Genomic DNA, 17,857 nt, shown 5'->3' on the forward strand with positions numbered 1-17,857 from the left:
TCGCCTAAGTCACACCTGACGGTCGGTTTCAGGGCCGGAAATGGCGGGAAACAAGCCTGGTTCCGCTGCGAAACGGGTGTGCGGCAGCGCGGCTGCGGCCCGCTCTCCCCCGCCCCCTGGCCGCGTACGCGCCGAACATCGCGCCGAACACGAACCGTACGCGTATCGAACGCGTGCCGAACATTCGCCGAACGCGAACGGAAACCGGACGGAACACGGACCGAACGCGCGTGTGTGCATGCCGAACGCGGCCTTCCGGTTCGAACCCTACGTCAACCCCGGCGCTCCGGGGCTCCCGGAAGGGTGATGAGGATCCGGCAGCCCCGTGCCGATTCGGCCACACCGATCCGCCCGCCGTGCAGCTCCACCGCCCAGCGGGCGATCGCGAGCCCCAGGCCCGTGCCACCGTCGCTGCCCGGTCCGTGCGGTGACGGAACTCCGCCGCGGTTGAAGCGCTCGAACACCTTGTGCCACTCCGACCGCGGGATACCGGGACCCTCGTCCTGCACCTCGAGCACCAGAGACTCGGCGTCCGGTCCGCGGCGGGCCCGTACGGTGACCCGGCCGTGCGGCGGGGAGTGCTTCACCGCGTTGTCGATGAGATTCGCCACGACCTGGTGCAGCCGCTCCGCGTCCGCGTGCGCGGTCAGCTCGGGCGGCGACACGTCCAGATGCAGATGGACGTCCTTGCGTGTGTGGCTGCCGGAGCCTGAGGGCAGCTTGCGCTGTCCGGCAGCCAGATTGGCCTCCTTCAGCACCCCGGACAGATACGGCCAGACCTCGAAGCGCCGTGACTTGAGGGTGACCACACCGTTGTCGAGCCGGGACAGGTCCAGCAGCGTCTCCACCAGCCGGCTGAGCCGCTCGGTCTGCTTCAGCGCCGTGCGCATCGTCTCGGGATCGGCGGCGCTGACACCGTCCACCACGTTCTCCAGCACCGCGCGTAGGGCGGCGATGGGCGTGCGCAGCTCATGGGAGACGTTCGCGACCAGTTCCTTGCGGTTGCGGTCCACGTCCTCCAGGTCGTCCGCCATCAGATTGATGGTGGTCGCCAGGTCGCCGAGCTCGTCACGCCGGTCGGCGCCGCTCACCCGGCCCGTGTAGTCGCCGTGGGATATGGCCTTGGCGACGGTGTTCATCTCGTCCAGCGGCGCCGTCAGACCGTGCGCCACGAACTGCGTGATCAGCAAGGTCGTGATCATCGCGAAGACGGTGATGTAGCGCAGCTCGGCCCCGGTCCTGATGGCGACCAGCGCCAGCCCGCAGGTGATCAGCACCGAGGTCACGACCAGAGCGATGAGCTTGGTCTTGATCGAGATCCCGACCGTCCCAAGACCGGACCGCAACCGCCTCAGTCCGGGCCCCAGCCGGCCCGGTGCGGACTGTGGCCGGCCCGGCCCGGACGGCTCTCGTCCCGGCCCGGACCGCGGTCCGCCGAGCTCGGGGGTGAGCCCGCTCCGTCGGCCCGGTCCGCGCGGCCCGGTCACACGGCTCACTGGGCCGGGGTCTCCAGCGCGTAGCCGACGCCGTGGACCGTGCGGATCCGCTCGGCACCGATCTTGCGGCGCAGCGCCTTGATGTGGCTGTCGACCGTGCGGGTCCCGGACGCGTCCGCCCAGTCCCACACCTCGGCGAGCAGCTGCTCCCGGGAGAGCACCGCTCGCGGGGTGTTTGCCAGGCAGACCAGCAGGTCGAACTCGGTCGGTGTGAGATGAACGTCATCGCCCTTGACCCGGACCCGGCGCTGGGCGTGGTCGACCTCGAGCTCACCGAGCCGCATGATCCCGCTGCGGGGCGTCACGGCGGCGAGCGCGGCCCGCTCCACCCGGCGCAGCAGCACGTGCACCCGGGCGGCCAGCTCACGCATCGAGAACGGCTTGGTCATGTAGTCGTCGGCGCCCACCCCGAGGCCGACCAGCATGTCGGTCTCGTCGTCCCGCGCCGTGAGCATCAGCACCGGCACCGGACGCTGAGCCTGCACCCGGCGGCACACCTCGAGCCCGTCGAAACCGGGCAGCATCACGTCGAGGATCATCAGATCCGGCTGCCAGGCATCGGCGGCCTCCACGGCGGCTGGCCCGTCCGAGGCCGTCTGCACCAGGAAGCCCTCGGCGCGCAGCCGCGCCCCGATGGCCTCGACGATGGTGGTGTCGTCCTCGACCACCAGCACCCGGCGCTGGGCGCTGGCGGTCGCATGCGCCGCCGCGCCGTTGTTGCTGGTGTGTGTCTGCTCCATCGCCCCGCCCTTGTCGCGCACTGCGAGCTGGTGTTGTTCGTCTGCGTGTAGATCGTGTACATCGGTTGTGTCAGGTAAGTCAGCAGCGTAAAGGCATCGATCGGCTCGCGGCTACGCAGGGCGAACGGCGAGATGGACCACGTCAGGTACGCCTCGGGCAACCCGGATCTCTTCGGTCCTTACCCTGGTGAATCCGACATTCCGCAACGACTCCTCGAAGTCGGCGGAGGGCCTCGCAGACCATACGGCGAGTACTCCGCCCGGCGTCAACCTCCTTGCGCAGGTGGTCAGTCCGTCCGGTGAGTAGAGGCTCGCGTTGTCCTCGGTGACGGTCCAGTCGGGGCCGTTGTCGATGTCCAGACAGAGCGCATCGTACGTGTCCGAAGCGTTATGGACATAGTCCAGGAGGTCCCCGGCGATGATCTCGGTACGCGGGTCGGCCAGCGCCCTCTCGGAGATCGCGGACAGCGGTCCCGCGCGGTGCCAGTCGATGATCGCCTGCTCGCGCTCCACCACCGTGACCCCGGACCAGGACGGGTCGGCCGCGGCGTGGGCCAGCGAGAAGCCGACCCCGAGGCCGCCGATGAGCACACGGGGCGCCGGGCGGTCCGCCAGGGCGCCGCGTGCGGCATCGATCAGCAGTCGCTCGGAGCGGCCGTCGGAGGTGTCCATCAGGAAGCAGCCGTTGGCGATGATCTCGTAGATCCCGGGCGCGGCGGCGTCCTCGCCGCCCGGGCCCCGTCGCCGCAGCACGACCTCCCCGTACGGGCCGTCTCGCCGGTCGAGCGTGACGGGCATGAGGGGGTCCTCGGTCGGCGACGGCACGGGCAACGGCATGGCGGATACCTCCGGCGGCTGGCGGGGCGACGCGGATCATGGACATCCTGTCCGCGACGGACCCGGCAGGACAAACCGTTTCACGGGCACCGGCGGCGCCCGCAGGGTCCGTGTGCCCCGTCGGCGGCCATCCATGGCCTGCTCCTCCGGCTGTCGCCGGTTCCCGGCCGCGAGGGACGCCGCGTTCCTCCCCCGTCGCGCGCCGGACGCTGATCGCTCACGGCGAACGCCGGGCGGGGAACATCCGGGCCGTCCCCTGCATTGAGTCCATACAGCTCAACTTGAATGCAGAAGGGGAGATCATGGCTGCTGAGTCCTCGGCGTATAACACCGCGCTTACTCTGCCTGTGCTGCCGCTCGACGACGAGGTCGTGCTGCCCGGGATGGTGGTGCCGCTCGACCTGTCCGACGCCGAGGTACGGGCCGCGGTGGAGGCCGCCCAGGCAGCGGCCCGTGCCGAACCCGGCAAACCCCGGGTGCTGCTCGTGCCGCGGATCGACGGCACCTATGCCGCGACCGGCGTGCTCGGCACCGTCGAGCAGGTCGGCCGGCTGTCCGACGGCGACCCGGGCGCACTGATCCGCGGACGCAGCCGGGTGCGCATCGGCGCGGGGACGACGGGTCCCGGTGCCGCCCTCTGGATCGAGGGCACCGTCATCGAGGAGTCCGTCCCCGACCCCGTGCCCGGCTCCGTGACCGACCTGGTCAAGGAGTACAAGGCGCTGGCCACGAGCTGGCTGAAGAAGCGCGGCGCCTGGCAGGTCGTCGACCGTGTGCAGCAGATCGAGGACGTGTCGGCCCTCGCCGACAACTCCGGATACTCGCCGTTCCTCACCACCGCCCAGAAGGTGGGACTGCTGGAGACCAGCGACCCGGTCGCCCGGCTGAGGCTCGCCACCGAGCAACTTCGCGAGCACCTCGCCGAGCAGGATGTCGCCGAGTCCATCGCCAAGGACGTCCAGGAAGGCGTGGACAAGCAGCAGCGCGAGTTCCTGCTGAGGCGCCAGCTCGAAGCGGTCCGCAGGGAACTGCGCGAGCTGAACGGAGAGTCCGAGGGTGAGGAGTCCGACGACTACCGTGCCCGAGTGGAAGCCGCCGATCTCCCCGAGAACGTGCGCGAGGCCGCGCTCAAGGAGGTCGAGAAGCTGGAGCGTGCCAGTGACCAGAGCCCGGAGGGCTCCTGGATCCGCACCTGGCTCGACACCGTGCTCGAACTGCCGTGGAACGAGCACACCGAGGACGCCTACGACATCCAGGGCGCCAAGGCCGTGCTCGACGCCGAGCACGCGGGCCTTGACGACGTGAAGGAACGGATCACCGAATACCTGGCCGTACGCAAGCGGCGTGCCGACCGGGGACTCGGTGTGGTCGGCGGACGGCGCGGCGGAGCGGTGCTCGCACTGGTCGGACCGCCGGGGGTCGGAAAGACCTCGCTAGGAGAATCCGTGGCCCACGCCATGGGGCGGAAGTTCGTCCGGGTCGCCCTCGGCGGGGTGCGGGACGAGGCGGAGATCCGCGGCCACCGGCGTACCTATGTCGGCGCGCTGCCGGGCCGTATCGTCCGCGCCGTCAAGGAGGCCGGGTCCATGAACCCGGTGGTGCTGCTCGACGAGATAGACAAGGTCGGCTCCGACTTCCGTGGCGACCCGGCCGCCGCACTGCTCGAAGTGCTCGACCCGGCGCAGAACCACACCTTCCGCGACCACTACCTCGAGGTCGAACTCGACCTGAGCGATGTGGTGTTCCTGGCCACCGCGAACGTACTGGAGGCCATCCCGGAGGCGCTGCTCGACCGGATGGAGCTGGTCAGGCTCGACGGCTACACCGAGGACGAGAAGGTCGTCATCGCCCGGGACCACCTGCTCCCGCGTCAGCTGGAGCGGGCCGGCCTGGCGGAGGGCGAGGTGGCCATCGACGAGTCCGCGCTGCGCAAGCTGGCGGGGGAGTACACCCGTGAGGCGGGCGTACGGAACCTGGAGCGCTCGCTCGCCCGGCTGCTGCGCAAGGTCGCCGCCCAGCATGAACTCGGGGACCGGTCACTCCCGTTCTCCGTCACGGACGCGGACCTGCGCGAGCTGATCGGCCGTCCGCACCACGTCCCGGAGTCCGCCCAGGACCCGGCCGAGCGTCGCACGGCGGTGCCCGGCGTGGCCACCGGCCTCGCGGTCACCGGCGCGGGCGGCGATGTCCTCTATGTGGAGGCGTCGCTGGCCGACCCGGAGACGGGGGCGGCCGGGCTGACCCTGACCGGTCAGCTCGGTGACGTGATGAAGGAGTCCGCGCAGATCGCACTGAGCTTCCTGCGCTCGCACGGCGCGGAGCTCGAGCTGCCGGTGGCGGACCTCAAGGACCGGGGTGTCCACATCCACTTCCCGGCCGGCGCGGTGCCCAAGGACGGTCCGAGCGCGGGCATCACGATGACCACCGCGCTGGCGTCGCTGCTGTCGGGGCGGCTGGTCCGTACGGACGTGGCGATGACCGGTGAGGTGTCGCTGACCGGACGGGTGCTGCCGATCGGCGGTGTGAAGCAGAAGCTGCTGGCCGCCCACCGGGCGGGCATCACGACGGTCGTGATCCCGAAGCGGAACGAGGCGGATCTGGACGATGTCCCGGCCGAGGTCCTGGAGAGACTGGAGGTCCATCCGGTGACGGATGTCCGCCAGGTCCTGGAACTCGCGCTCGCTGCGGCGGAGGTGCCGGTGACGGCGGCGGCGTGAGGGCGGGGACGGGGCGCCTGCCCCGCGCCCGCGAGTGGTGACGACGGGTCAGGCCCCGGCGGCGTTAGCCTGGGCCGGTCCCGGTCCTCCTGCGATGACCTCGCGGCGTTGTCGAACCGGCCGGGTGGATCCACTACGAGGCCGATCCCCCCTGCCCTTCGGTGGGGGTGCCCCCGGTGCCACGCGATGCGCCGCACCGGACGCCGCTCCTCGACGGGCACCTCGACTGACGCGGCACTGAGGGCTGTCCCGTAATCCCCCGCGGGCGCACGACGCCGGCCACGGCACCTCGCTGCGTTGTCGAATCATCCGAATACACCCAGGATGAGGATGACTCTCCGCCTTGCGATGCTTCCCCTCGGCCTGGGGGCCTGGGCAGACCCCGTGCATCCGACGTCGCGCGCTGATCCACCGGGGATTACGGGACAGATCTCTAGTCGCCCAGCTTCGGTACCTCTGGGAACGGCCCTGGGAGGCCTGCGCGCATCATCGCCTCGTGCAGAGACCGGGCGTAGTCAGGGTTCTCCTCGTGCTCCGCGGGCGGCTGCAGAAGGTTGCAGCAGAGCGCGGGAATGACTTCACCGTTCGGCGTTCGCACCATCAGGGGCTCCGCCCGGTATTCGGACAGTCCCGCACTCCAGTACAGCCGGTCGAGCTCCGCGTGTGTGATCGAGTAGACCATGCCGCAGGCCACCGCTCCGGGCGCGCGGAGCAGCGTCGCCCTGTGCCCGATTCGGAGCGAGTAGCCCTCTGCCGTGGCCGGCCGTCCATCTCGCGGTTCGACCTCCTTCGCCCTGAGCACATCCGGGTCCATGTAGAGGCCGTAGAAGAAGACGCTGACCGTTCTGTCCGGCGAGTTGTCAGGCGTGGTGTGCATTGTTCAGTGCTCCCGTACGTGTCTGCATTCTCGGCTTCAGCCGCAAGCGGCCATTCTCCGTCGTTGAACCCTGTGCCAGGGGGTGCCGGATCGGCTCAGTGTGCCGCGCGCTCCACCGTCGTCGCCCGTACCGCCTTCTCGTACAGCGCGCGGGCCCGGGAGTCGAACAGAGCCGAGGTCGACTCCGTGTCCGTGTCGCCGCCACTGAGCACACCGATCAGCCGCCCCGGACTGGCCGGTTCCCTGTAGTCGGCCAGCCAGGGGCTGCCGCTTGTGCCGTCCCAGAAGCCCTGGCACTCGATGCGGGCCATGCCGGACGCCTGGTCCGGATCATGACGGCTGTCCGTGGTGCAGCCGATCGGGCGGCCGTCCGGATTGTGTTCCTGGTTCGGGTATCCGACCACGGTGACACGGCGGCGCGGCGCGGACGACCAGTCGGGCGCGGCCGCACCCACCACATCCTGCACCTGGCGTCCCCCGGCGTCCGGCTCCAGCGTCAGGAAGGCGTAGTCGGCCTTCTCGTCCTCGTCCTTGCGCCAGCGGTCGTCCACCTGGATCGCGGCGACCCGCCAGGTGCCGTACGGGGTCTCGCCCTTGTCCGGTCCCCGGAAGCCGGGTGCGAAAGAGAAGTCGCTCGCGTACGTCCCGTAGGCGAAGACGCAGTGTGCCGCGGTGGCCACCACGTTGCCGTGCGGGCTGGCCACGACGCTTGCCGTGCACCAGTGCTTGTCGGCGTCCACCAGCACACCCACAGACGGGAGCCCGGCCGACGGTGTGGCCGATGACTGGGGTGCGGGCGGCTGGGCCTGGGTACGGGGCGCGGCCGAAGGAGGCCGCAACACGGCCGCGTGGGTCGGCGCCACGCACGCGGCGGCCGCCGTCAGCATGGTGAGCGCCGCCCACAGCACCGTCCGGTTCCCCTGCATATGCCTCAAACGTATTCGCCCGGCGTTCTCGTGCATGCGCTCCATCTTGGCTCACTCGGCCGTGAGCCAGCCCCGTAACGTCGCCTGGGCCCCTGCCTGGAAGCGGGTTTCCGCCCCCAGTGACTCCAGCAGGCGGCTGATGCGACGGCGGGCCGTGTGCACATGGACCCCCAGCCTGCGGGCGATCGCCTCGTCCTTGAGGCCCGAGGCGAGCAGGGAAAGCAGCTCCCGCTGCGGTGCGGGCAGCGGCCCGTCGGAGCCTCCGCCGAGCGGAGTGGCGCGATCCCACACCGTCTCGAACAGCGGCACCAGCGCGCTGCGCAGCAGGGCGTCATCGATCACCAGCGCCGAAGCGGTCGGTCCGGCCGGCTCGTGCGGCGGCAGGAGGGTGGTGCGCCGGTCGACGGCGATGAGCCCGGTGGGTACCGCGGGTGCGACCCGGGCCTTGAGGCCCCGTTCCACCAGCGCCGTCAGCGCCCGCATACGCTCCGGCGCGCAGAGACCGTCCCGGTCGAGCACCGTGCGTACCGTCACCCCGCGCTCCAGCAGTCCCTCGATGTCCAGGCCCGACAGCCGGTCCAGGATGACCACCTCGTGCTCCGCCGAGGCGAGCAGCACACCGGCGCGCTCCGCGATCTCCCGCCGTCCGGTGACCACCTCGATGCCGCTGCCCGGCGGCAGCCCGTCCGCGAGCTGGTCGGCGGCCATCCTCAGCCGTTCCAGCTCGGCGGACCGCAGATGGAGTTCCGCCTGCCGCCGGTGGATGAGGGTGCGGATCGCGGAGGCCGGGGCCGCCGGGCGGGGCAACGCTCCGCCGGAGTGCGGCGGCAATGCGAGACCGTGCTCCACGAGCCGGTCGAGCGTTGTCTGCAGTTGGTCCTGTGGCAGTTCCAGCCGCTGCGCCAACTCCTCCGTCTCAGTGGCGCGTTCGGTGAGCAGGGCCTCGTATGCGCGTTCCTCGGCCGCTTCCAGGCCGAGGGTGCGCCATTCCGCCTCGATCATGCGCCGGATTCTCACAGCGAATTCACAGGACACACAAGTGTGCATACCCACTTGTGAACGCACTTGGCTCATTGTCGCGTTGGCGTCCCACATGTTGCATGGCCATGACCACCTGAACCGGCTCTGACCAAGCCACTGGAGGGGTACGTACTGTGCGCACGTTCAGCAGCAACCATGGGAGACCCGGATCCGGGATACCGAGGGGGGCGGGTATCGCCGCGCTCCTGGCCGCCGCGGGACTCATCGTCACCGCGGTACCGGCCCAAGCGGTGACCGCGGCGGCGCCCCAGGCGCCGCACGCCGATGTCATCCCGGGCGAGGACACGGCGACTCCCGCCCTCGTCGACGGGCTGCGGGAGGCCGTGGACGCCAAGGCGGCACCCGCCGACGCGGCCATCGGGCACCTCACCGCCAAGGAGAGCCGCTACCGCATCGCCGAGCCCAAGCGTGACCTCGCCCTCCTGGGGACGGTCCGGCACGGCGCCGACGAGACCGTACGGCTCCAGCAGAAGCACCACGGAGTGCCGGTGCTCGGTGGCCAGTACGTCGTACGGATGGAGCGCGCGGACGGCAAGCGGGTCGTCACCGGCACCTCCGGCAAGTACTTCACCGGGCTGAAGGCCGAAACCGAGCCCACCGTCGCCAAGGACGTGGCTCTGAAGCGTGCCATCGGCGCCACGGCACGGCAGCTCGGCGGAAAGCTGACCAAGGCCGACGCGATCCGCAAGGAGGGCGAGAAGTCCGAGAAGGCGCAGGCGCTCAGTGGCTCCGTCGGCGGACTTGTCGTCATCCCGCGCGGCGAGGGCGTGCTCGCTTACCACGTGACCGTGCGCGGCACGAACCCGGTGACCGGTGAGCCGGTGCTCCAGCAGGTGTACGTGGACGCCGGATCCGGCTACCCCGTGCTCCAGTACAGCGGGATCAGGACGCTGACCGCCCCCGCGAAGTCGACGGCCGAGGCCACGGAGCGCACGGCCGGCAAGGCGGGCAAGGCAGCGGACGACCCCGCCGCCCACCCCGGCACCACCGGCAGCGGCGTCCGGCTGAACGGCGCGAAGGTGCCCCTGGAGCTCTACCAGGACGCCACCCGCGGCGAGTACGTCATGACCGACTACGCGCGGATGGCCGACAGCACCAAGAACACCCTCAGCACCTGGGACGCGTCGGCCGTCGATGTCAACGACGCCGCCGGGACCTGGCCGACCGGTATCAAGGTGTTCGGCTCCCCGGCCGCCGAGTTCGGTGCGGCGGCGACGGACGCCGGCGCGGTCGACGCGCACTGGGCCGCGGGCCAGGTGTACGACTACTACAAGAAGCACCACGGCCGTAACGGTCTGGACGGACGCGGCTCCACCGTCAACTCCCTCGTCGGTGTGACGATGTTCGGCGGCTCGTACGTCAACGCCTTCTGGGACGGCCAGAAGATGGTGTACGGCTCCGGTGACGAGGAGTTCAGGCCGCTGTCGGCCGATCTCGACGTGGTCGGCCACGAGATGACCCACGGCGTGGTCGAGAACACCGCCAACCTCGTCTATGCGGGCCAGTCCGGTGCCCTCAACGAGGCCATCGCCGACTACTTCGGCAACGCGATCGACGTCACCGCCTCCGGGCAGTCCATGGACGACCCCGAGGCCGGACTGATCGGCGAGGACCTGTGCCGTACGAAGGGGGCGGGTGACTGCGCCTTCCGCAACCTCAACGACGGCGCCACCACGTCCAAGAACTTCCTGGGCGTGACCTTCGGCACGGACAACGGCGGCGTCCACCTCAACTCCACCATCTTCTCCGGTGCGCTGTGGGACATCCGGCAGGACCTGGGCGGTGAACTCGCCGACAAGATCGCCTACAAGGCGCTGTCCGAGTACATGACCCCGCTCGACGGCTTCACCGAGGGCCGCAACGCGGTGCTCGCCGCGGCCAAGGACCTCAAGGTCACGACGAAGCAGCTGAACGTCGTCAAGAAGTCGTTCAGCGCCCATGGCATCGTGCCCGGCTGGGAGGACGCCATCGGCGTCGACTCCGACCAGCTGCTCGGCAAGCTCAACATCAGCGGCACCGGCGTCCAGGCGGGCGGCGGCTGGTACGCCGTCTCCCAGTCCAACGACGACGGCTCCGAGCCGTACTCCGTCTGGGCCGGCCGCGCCGACGGCAAGGGCTCGCCCAAGCTGATCAGCCCCAACGACGGGCGCTACCACGTCTACCCGGCCACCGACGGCAAGACCGTCGTCTGGGTGGCGTACGGCACCACCAGCCTGGACATCCTGTCCCGGCCGCTCGCGGGTGGTCCGATCAAGAAGCTGTACACCTCGTACAACGACGTCTCCGGGCTGCGCGTGGAGAACGGCGTGGTGGTCTTCGAGTCGTACGGCTTCTTCGGCGACCGGCATGTGGCCTACCTGCGCTCCGGCGACACCCGGCCCACCTACGTGGACGGCGGCGGCTGGTTCGACGGCACCGCACTGCCGTCCATCGCCAAGGGCAAGCTGGCGTACGCCAAGCTCTACCTGGACGGCGCCGAGTTCAAGCTCGGCATCGAGGTCCTGGACCTGAAGACCGGCGGCAAGAAGATGACCGGTCAGCTCGGGGAGCCCCAGGGCATCGGGCAGACCGGCATCAACGGCACCCATGTCTTCTGGCTGACCGACGAGATCATGGAGGACCAGGGCCAGATGGGCGTGCGCCGCGCGGACCTCGACGGCGGCAACGTCGTCGACATCAACCCCGAGGCCAAGCCCAGGGCGCTGATCGCCTTCGATCTGACGGCGTCCGACGAGGCCGTCACCGTCAGCAGCCAGCTGCCCGACACGCAGTACCGCAACGAGACCCTGCCCAAGCTGTGGCAGCTCACCACCGACGGCAGCCGCCTCGAGCGGGTCTCCTGCAACCGGGGCGAGCAGCTGTCGCCCGCGGCCGTCACGGGCAAGCAGGTGGTGTGGCTCGACGGCTCCACCGGCTGGACCAACCTGGTCACCCGTTCCCGGCCCGCGGGACTGTGCGGCTGACCCCGGTCACCGCAATCCCGCTCCCGCAGTGACAGGAGCCCCCGGCGCGGCCTCGCCGCCGTGCCGGGGGCTCCGCCTTTCGCCGCGTGGCCGGGGTACTGACGGTGGCATGCGCCGATGTCGGGCCCTGGAACGGCGGAGGGGTGCCGGGTGCCCCAGGCGGTCCACGGCTGCGAAATACTGAACGAGCTGCGGCGATGACGCCGCGAGAAGAAACCTTTGTCGACTGGCGCCGGCTGAGCGCGCGAGGAGTGCTGACGTGTCCGTAAGCGGTGCGGGGAGTGGAGCGGAGCCCACGGGAGGCAGTGACGTGGACCGCGACTTCGAGGAGTTCCTCGCCCTGGAACGCGAGCTGGCCGTCTTTCTGCGCCGTGCACGGGCGAACTCCGGTGAGATGGCCCGCGAGGTCCACCCCGAGCTGGAGCCCGCGGCCTACGGACTGCTCGTACGCCTGGAGGAGGCCGGCCGGCAGCGCGCCACCGATCTCGCGGTCTACTTCGGGGTCGGCAAGGCGACCATGAGCCGTCAGCTGCGCGCGCTGGAGCAGCTCGGCATCGTCGCCCGTGAACCCGATCCGGCCGACGGCCGTGCCTCGCTGGTCCGGCTCACGGACGAGGGCCTCGCGCGTTTCCGCAGCGTGCGCAACGCACGACGCCAGACGTATGTGCGAAAGCTGGCCGGCTGGGACCGCGGCGAGGTCGCCGAACTGGCCCGGCTGCTGCACCAGCTCAACGCCCGCGCCGAAGGCTGAGCCGGGGCCGAGCACCGCGCCGTGACGTACGGCCGCGGCCGCGGCTCAGAGGCGTACGTACACAGCGGTCGCGTCGTCGTGGACCTTCCAGCGCCGGGCCCCGGCCCGCGCTCCCTCGCGTACGGCGTCGGCCCGCTCCAGGGCCCGCACCCGCCCGATCAGCCCCAGTGGGCCCTCCGTGCGCAGCAGCCCCATCAACTCAGGCCAGCCGCCCCTCTCGAACAGATCCGTCCAGCGCGATGCCCCGTCGGTGAGCGCCGCCAGCGCCCCCACCCGGGAGCGGGGGGTGCGGCCCGCCACGGCACGGTCCGCCACCTCCGGGTCGGCCGCCGCCGTGAAGAAGCCGCCCTCCTGATTGCGCAGCGCGTCGGTCGCGCTCGACGAGCGGAGGGTCTCGAGCGGAATCCGGTCCAGACGGTCGTCGCGCACCGCCGACACCTCACCGTCCGGTGACTCCAGCAGCAGGGTCGAGTCGGACAGCACGAGGTGCTCCACCCACCGCTCGTCCCAGCGGGCGGCGACCACCGTCGCCTGCGGGGTGCGCGCGTGAGAAAGGTCACAGCTCTGCCGGTGGGCGTCCGCGGTGCGCCGGATGGACAGGGCGAGGATCTCGGTCAACGGGATATCCCGTTGCGAACCGGACAGTTCGATCAGTGCGCCACCGAGTCGCGCGGTGAACCACGGCACACCGTGCACACAGCCGTCGTCCCCCGGTGGTGGCGTCACCCCGTCCAGGACGACCAGGCAACCTCCCAGGCCCGAGGCGGGGACCGCGAGGGAAGCCCAGTCCTCGTTGGGGCGTTCGGGGTGACCGGGCTCTGAGGCGAGTGTGGCGAGTGCGCGGTGCATGAACCGCAGTCTGCCTCAGTGGGCACGACACCTTCACGAAGTCCGCCAGAAGCCGCAATAGGCCTGTACTACCCACTCCGACCAGCGGGTTTGGCCGGAATGATCACTTCACTCGAGGTGCGGGCGCGCATCCTGCCAAAGCCTGCGCCGAAGGTCCACCCGAAGCGTTGCGGGCCCGCCGGACCGGCCTGCTGACAAGTTGTTGACCAACTCCGGAGTGATGTTCACTCGTTCGGGTGGCGGACTGGGCGATGCGCGTCCCGCTCCCAAAAGCGCTGGAATGGTCGTAAGCCGTACCGGGGTGGGGGCTAGTCGTGAGATGACCGGCCGTCACCTCTGCTTCATGGGTGGACGAGTCGAGATTGCGAGCACCGGTGCAGGAGAAACGGCCTCGGGGCACAAGCAGCATGCCCAGCACGGCGTCGTCGGGTCAGTCGGGTCAGGAGTCGACCGCGCCCACGACCCCCGTCGAGCCCTCCGGGACCCCCGAGACCTCTCAGGTCCCACCTGTCCGGGCTGACGGCGCGAGCCCCGGGACCGTCACCAGCGGCCGCCCTGTACGGGTGCGCCGCAGGCTTGTCGCGGGTGTGGCCGCCGTCTCCCTCACGGTGGTCGCCGCCGGAACCCCGGCCGTCCTCGCCGCCTCCGCCGACCTGACCGGGTCGCAGCGGCTCGTCACCCTCGCCGAGCTGAACGGGCAGGCCGTCACTCTCGCCCACTCCCTGGCCGACGAGCGCGACGAGGTCACCGCGTACATCGCCGCGGGCCGGGAGGACCAGAAGGGCGACAAGAAGAAGCACCGGGAGATCTCCGACAGCCGCAGTGCCCGCGTCGACCGCCAGATCGACGAGATCCGGGGCAGCGTGGCGTCCGGTCACGCCGAGCTGAGCCGCGACCTCGGCACCGTGCCGTCCATCCGGCGCACCGCCCTCAGCCGCAAGGGCACCGCCCTGGAGGCGCACAAGGCGTACACCGGCATCATCGAGGCCCTACACGCCCTCGCCGACGAACTCGCCGAGCAGACCCCGCCGCGCGCCGCCGACGCCGTCCGCGCACCCGCCGCACTCGGCCTCGCCGTCGAGCAGGCAGCCGCGAGCCGCGGGCTGCTGACCGCCGCGCTCTCCATCCCCGTGCCCGAGGACGAAGGCCCGGCCTTCGACCCGATCACCGGGCTGCCCGTCGAAGACACGGAAGACGACGAGAACGGAAAGGGCGGCAGCGGGGACAAGGCCGCGGAGGCCGCCCGGGGCGCGCTCAGCGCCGCCGCCCAGCAGGCCCGGGTCCGGGAGCTCGCCGCCCTCGCCGACTTCGACCAGGCCGCGAACCCCGAGGACGGCGGACGGTTCTCGTCCGCCGTCACGGGCCCCGAGGTCAGGGCCGCCGAGGAGTACCTCGCCCGCCTCACCGACCAGCCCGAACTCTCCGACAGCGAAATCGAACTCGCCGCAAGCGCCTCCGGCCGCGACAAGGTCGAGTCGGCGCTGTCCGCACGCGTCGAGCAGATGCGCGGTGTCGAGTCCGCACTCGCCTCCGCCCAGGTCGGGCGGCTCGGGCAGCTCCGCGATGACGACGTCACCGCCCTGGAGCTGCGCATCGCGCTGCTCGGTGGCTGTCTGCTGATCGCCGTCGGCATCAGCGCGGCGGTCGCCCGTACGCTCACCCGCCCGCTCGCGGTGCTGCGTATCGGCGCCGCCCGGATCGCCGCCGCGCCCGTCCCCGAGACCGAGGAACCGATCCGCTTCACCGGCCGCAACGACGAGTTCGCCCAGGTCGTACGCAGCCTCAACACACTCCACGGAAAGCTGGCCGACCTCGCCGCACGGGCCGCGCGGCTGGACTCCTCCCAGGAGGACCTGACGGCGGTGCGCGGGGAGCTGTTCGCCCAGCGCTCCGAACTCCAGGCACGCACGGCCGAGCTGACCACGGAGCTCGAGCGGCTGCGCGAACTGGTGAGCCACACCTTCGTGAACCTCTCGCTGCGCACCCTCGGCCTCGTCGAGCGGCAGCTCGGCGTCATCGAGAAGCTGGAGCAGCGCGAGCAGGACCCGGAGCGGCTCGCCACCCTCTTCAAGCTGGACCACATGGCGACGGTCATGCGCCGCCACAGCGAGAACCTCCTCGTGCTGGCGGGCGCGGAACACGGGCACAGCCATCCGGGGCCGGTGCCTCTGGTGGACGTCATGCGCGCGGCCGTGAGCGAGATCGAGCGCTACGAGCGCGTCACCATCCAGTCCCTGCCGCCGCACACCCAGGTGGCCGGGTTCGCCGCGGACGACCTCAGCCACCTGGTGGCCGAACTCCTCGAGAACGCCGCGTCCTTCTCACCGCCCGACGCCCAGGTCCAGCTCTCCGGCTGGCTGCTGGAGAGTGGCGAGGTGATGCTGTCCGTCCAGGACGAGGGCATCGGCATGACCCAGGAGCGGCTTGCCGAGCTCAACGCCCGGCTCGCCGCGTCCGATCCGCGCGTCGATGCCGCTGAGGGGGAGGGTCTCGGCCTGCGGGTCGCTTCCCTGCTGGCCCGCCGTCACGGCGTACGCGTGGAGCTGCGCGAGCAGAAGCAGGGTGGTATCACCGCGGTCGTGGTTCTCCCGGAGGCCATGCTGCCGACGGTGCCGCCCACCGCCGCACCGCAGTCGGCACCCGTGCCAGGCGCGGCGCCCGCGCTGAACCTGCCGGGTTCGGTGGCTGAGGCCAACTCCAATACGCTGCCGGGCCGCCGCACGGGAGTGCCGGCTCCGACGCCCGAAGAGCCCGAGGGATCCGAGCCCACCGAGACCACGCTCCGGTTCCGCATGCCCGAGTCACCGTCCGAGCCGGACGCCCATGAGCGGGCGGACGACGGGGTGGACGGGGTGGACGGCATCGACGAGCCGGTCACGGACAAGGGCCTGCCCAAGCGCACACCCAAAGTCGTCGCCCAGCCCGCCCCGCCCCGCAGGACCGGCGGCTCCGTCGACGCGGAGCAGCTTCGGCGCCGTCTCGGCGGCTTCCACCAGGGAGCCAAGGAGGGCCGCCGTGATGTGGAGGCAGAGCTGACGGCAGCAGAAACCGAGAAGCAGCAGAGCGAGGAAAGCCACGAGTCGGGGGGGACTATCGAGGAGGAGGCACGACGTTGACCGCGACCGGCACATTCGGGCTCAGCAGCGAGGCCCGCAACCTGCAATGGCTGTTGGGAAACCTGGTCGAGGAGGTTCCGGGAGTACGATCCGTCGCCGTCGTGTCGTCGGACGGACTGCTGCTGCTGTCGTCCGACCCGGCGCACAACTCCGCCGCGGACGCCCCTCGCCCCCTGGGCCCGCGCGGCTCCAGCGCGGACCTCGCCACCATCGTCTCCGGAATCGGCAGCCTCACCATCGGGGCGGCCCGGCTGATGGACGGCGGCGGGGTGAAGCAGAGCATGGTCGCGATGGAGGAGGGCAGCCTCTTCGTGATGTCCGTCAGCGACGGTTCGCTGCTCGGCGTACACGCGGCCCCGGACTGCGACATGAGCGTCGTCGCCTACCACATGGCGCTGTTCGTCGGCCGGGCCGGACATGTCCTCACTCCCGAAGTACGCAGCGAGCTGCGCAAGTCGTTGGAGAGCGCCCGGTGACGCCCGCCGCTCAGCCCGCCCCCCGGATTCCCGCACCGCGGCTTCCCGTGCGCGGCGAGGGCAAGAGGCCCGCGCGGGTGCGTCCGTACTCGCTCACCGGTGGCCGCACCCGCTTCGGGCACGTGCTGCTGGTCGAGACGTTCGTCGCCGCGCTCGACGCCGACGAACGGGCCCTTCCCCGTGGGGCAGCCGGGCGCAGGGAGCTGACGAACGGCAATCTCGCCTCCCGCGTGATGCCGGAGATGCGGGCCATCGTCGAACTGTGCCGCCGCATGCGTACGGTCGCCGAGATCGCGGCCATGCTGACGATGCCGCTGGGCGTGGTCCGGGTGCTCCTCAGCGACCTCGCGGATCAAGGAAAGATCCGTGTGTACGGGACCGGGCACGGTACCGGTCAGCCCGACCGCGCACTGCTCGAAAGGGTGCTGAGTGGACTCCGCCGTCTCTGACCTCCTCGCCCCCGTCGAGGACGACAACGTACAGCCCTGGCAGAACGACCGCAGCCGCGCGCCGATCGCCACCAAGATCGTGGTGGCGGGCGGGTTCGGAGTCGGCAAGACCACCTTCGTGGGGACGGTCTCCGAGATCACTCCGCTGCGGACCGAGGCGCTGATGACCCGGGCCAGCGAGGAGACCGACGATCTCACCGCGACACCCGGCAAGCTCAGCACCACCGTCGCGATGGACTTCGGCCGGATCACGCTCGACGACGACCTGGTGCTGTACCTCTTCGGCACGCCTGGCCAGCAGCGGTTCTGGTTCATGTGGGACGACCTGGTACGTGGTGCGATCGGCGTCGTGGTGCTGGCCGACACCCGCCGGCTCAAGGACTGCTTCCCCGCGCTCGACTACGTCGAGAGCTGCGGACTGCCGTACGCGGTGGCCGTCAACCACTTCGAGGGAACCCCGGCCTATGAGGCGGAGGACGTACGGGAGGCTCTGAGCATCCCCGCGGACATCCCGGTGGTCATCATGGACGCCCGCAAGCGGATCACGGTGGTCGAGTCACTGCTCGCACTGCTGCGCCACGCGCTCGACGTCACGCCCGAATGAGTTTCCTGTCAACGA

The 17,857-nt window shown here is 70.7% G+C and carries 14 protein-coding genes; 7 read left to right on the forward strand and 7 right to left on the reverse strand.

Annotated features, from left to right (window positions below; translation table 11 throughout):
• Window positions 1–272: 272 nt before the first annotated feature.
• The 3 genes from ABZ532_RS03120 to ABZ532_RS03130 all read right to left on the reverse strand — a co-directional run bounded on the left by ABZ532_RS03120 (window position 273) and on the right by ABZ532_RS03130 (window position 3,034).
• Window positions 273–1,367, reverse strand: a complete 1,095-nt coding sequence (locus tag ABZ532_RS03120; protein WP_361279425.1) for a HAMP domain-containing sensor histidine kinase — start codon at window positions 1,365–1,367, stop codon at window positions 273–275.
• Between the two features lie 125 nt (window positions 1,368–1,492).
• Window positions 1,493–2,236 carry a response regulator transcription factor gene (locus ABZ532_RS03125; protein ID WP_361279083.1) on the reverse strand — a complete coding sequence of 248 codons (744 nt, stop codon included), beginning with the start codon at window positions 2,234–2,236 and terminating at the stop codon, window positions 1,493–1,495.
• 111 nt (window positions 2,237–2,347) lie between these two features.
• The gene (locus tag ABZ532_RS03130) at window positions 2,348–3,034 is read right to left on the reverse strand and encodes a spermidine synthase (protein ID WP_361279085.1); all 687 of its coding nucleotides are present in this window, start codon (window positions 3,032–3,034) and stop codon (window positions 2,348–2,350) included.
• A gap of 341 nt (window positions 3,035–3,375) precedes the next feature.
• Between ABZ532_RS03130 and lon the strand changes: the two genes are divergently transcribed.
• Entirely contained in the window at window positions 3,376–5,790 is a 2,415-nt protein-coding gene (gene lon / locus ABZ532_RS03135) for an endopeptidase La (RefSeq protein WP_361279088.1), read from the forward strand.
• A 433-nt stretch (window positions 5,791–6,223) separates the two neighbouring features.
• On the opposite strand, the gene ABZ532_RS03140 is transcribed toward lon, so the two are convergent.
• From ABZ532_RS03140 to ABZ532_RS03150, 3 genes are all read right to left on the reverse strand, one after another.
• Window positions 6,224–6,667, reverse strand: coding sequence for a gamma-glutamylcyclotransferase family protein (locus ABZ532_RS03140; protein WP_361279090.1), 444 nt, complete (start codon window positions 6,665–6,667; stop codon window positions 6,224–6,226).
• A 95-nt stretch (window positions 6,668–6,762) separates the two neighbouring features.
• Entirely contained in the window at window positions 6,763–7,593 is an 831-nt protein-coding gene (locus ABZ532_RS03145) for a trypsin-like serine protease (RefSeq protein ID WP_361279092.1), read from the reverse strand.
• Between the two features lie 51 nt (window positions 7,594–7,644).
• Window positions 7,645–8,595, reverse strand: coding sequence for a helix-turn-helix domain-containing protein (locus tag ABZ532_RS03150; RefSeq protein ID WP_361279095.1), 951 nt, complete (start codon window positions 8,593–8,595; stop codon window positions 7,645–7,647).
• A gap of 152 nt (window positions 8,596–8,747) precedes the next feature.
• Here ABZ532_RS03150 and ABZ532_RS03155 point away from each other — a divergent pair, with 152 nt between their 5' ends.
• Window positions 8,748–11,597, forward strand: coding sequence for a M4 family metallopeptidase (locus ABZ532_RS03155; RefSeq protein WP_361279097.1), 2,850 nt, complete (start codon window positions 8,748–8,750; stop codon window positions 11,595–11,597).
• A 310-nt stretch (window positions 11,598–11,907) separates the two neighbouring features.
• Complete coding sequence (locus ABZ532_RS03160) at window positions 11,908–12,348, forward strand: MarR family transcriptional regulator (protein WP_361279427.1); 441 nt, start codon at window positions 11,908–11,910, stop codon at window positions 12,346–12,348.
• A gap of 45 nt (window positions 12,349–12,393) precedes the next feature.
• Here the strand turns inward: ABZ532_RS03160 and ABZ532_RS03165 are convergent, their stop codons facing one another.
• A complete protein-coding gene (locus ABZ532_RS03165; protein ID WP_361279100.1) occupies window positions 12,394–13,197 on the reverse strand; it encodes a hypothetical protein in 804 nt (267 codons plus the stop codon).
• Between the two features lie 407 nt (window positions 13,198–13,604).
• Between ABZ532_RS03165 and ABZ532_RS03170 the strand changes: the two genes are divergently transcribed.
• From ABZ532_RS03170 to ABZ532_RS03185, 4 genes are read left to right on the forward strand one after another with little or no spacing between them, the layout of a single operon-like run.
• Entirely contained in the window at window positions 13,605–16,313 is a 2,709-nt protein-coding gene (locus ABZ532_RS03170) for a nitrate- and nitrite sensing domain-containing protein (RefSeq protein WP_361279102.1), read from the forward strand.
• Window positions 16,310–16,789 (forward strand): roadblock/LC7 domain-containing protein, encoded by a 480-nt coding sequence (locus tag ABZ532_RS03175; RefSeq protein WP_361279104.1) that lies wholly within the window; start codon window positions 16,310–16,312, stop codon window positions 16,787–16,789. The genes ABZ532_RS03170 and ABZ532_RS03175 overlap by 4 nt, the downstream gene beginning before the upstream one ends.
• Complete coding sequence (locus tag ABZ532_RS03180) at window positions 16,786–17,238, forward strand: DUF742 domain-containing protein (RefSeq protein WP_361279106.1); 453 nt, start codon at window positions 16,786–16,788, stop codon at window positions 17,236–17,238. Before ABZ532_RS03175 ends, ABZ532_RS03180 begins: the two co-directional genes overlap by 4 nt.
• Window positions 17,219–17,842 (forward strand): ATP/GTP-binding protein, encoded by a 624-nt coding sequence (locus ABZ532_RS03185; protein WP_361279108.1) that lies wholly within the window; start codon window positions 17,219–17,221, stop codon window positions 17,840–17,842. Before ABZ532_RS03180 ends, ABZ532_RS03185 begins: the two co-directional genes overlap by 20 nt.
• The last annotated feature ends 15 nt before the right edge of the window (window positions 17,843–17,857 follow it).

The sequence above is a fragment of the Streptomyces sp. NPDC019396 genome (assembly GCF_040632375.1).
GTDB lineage: Bacteria > Actinomycetota > Actinomycetes > Streptomycetales > Streptomycetaceae > Streptomyces.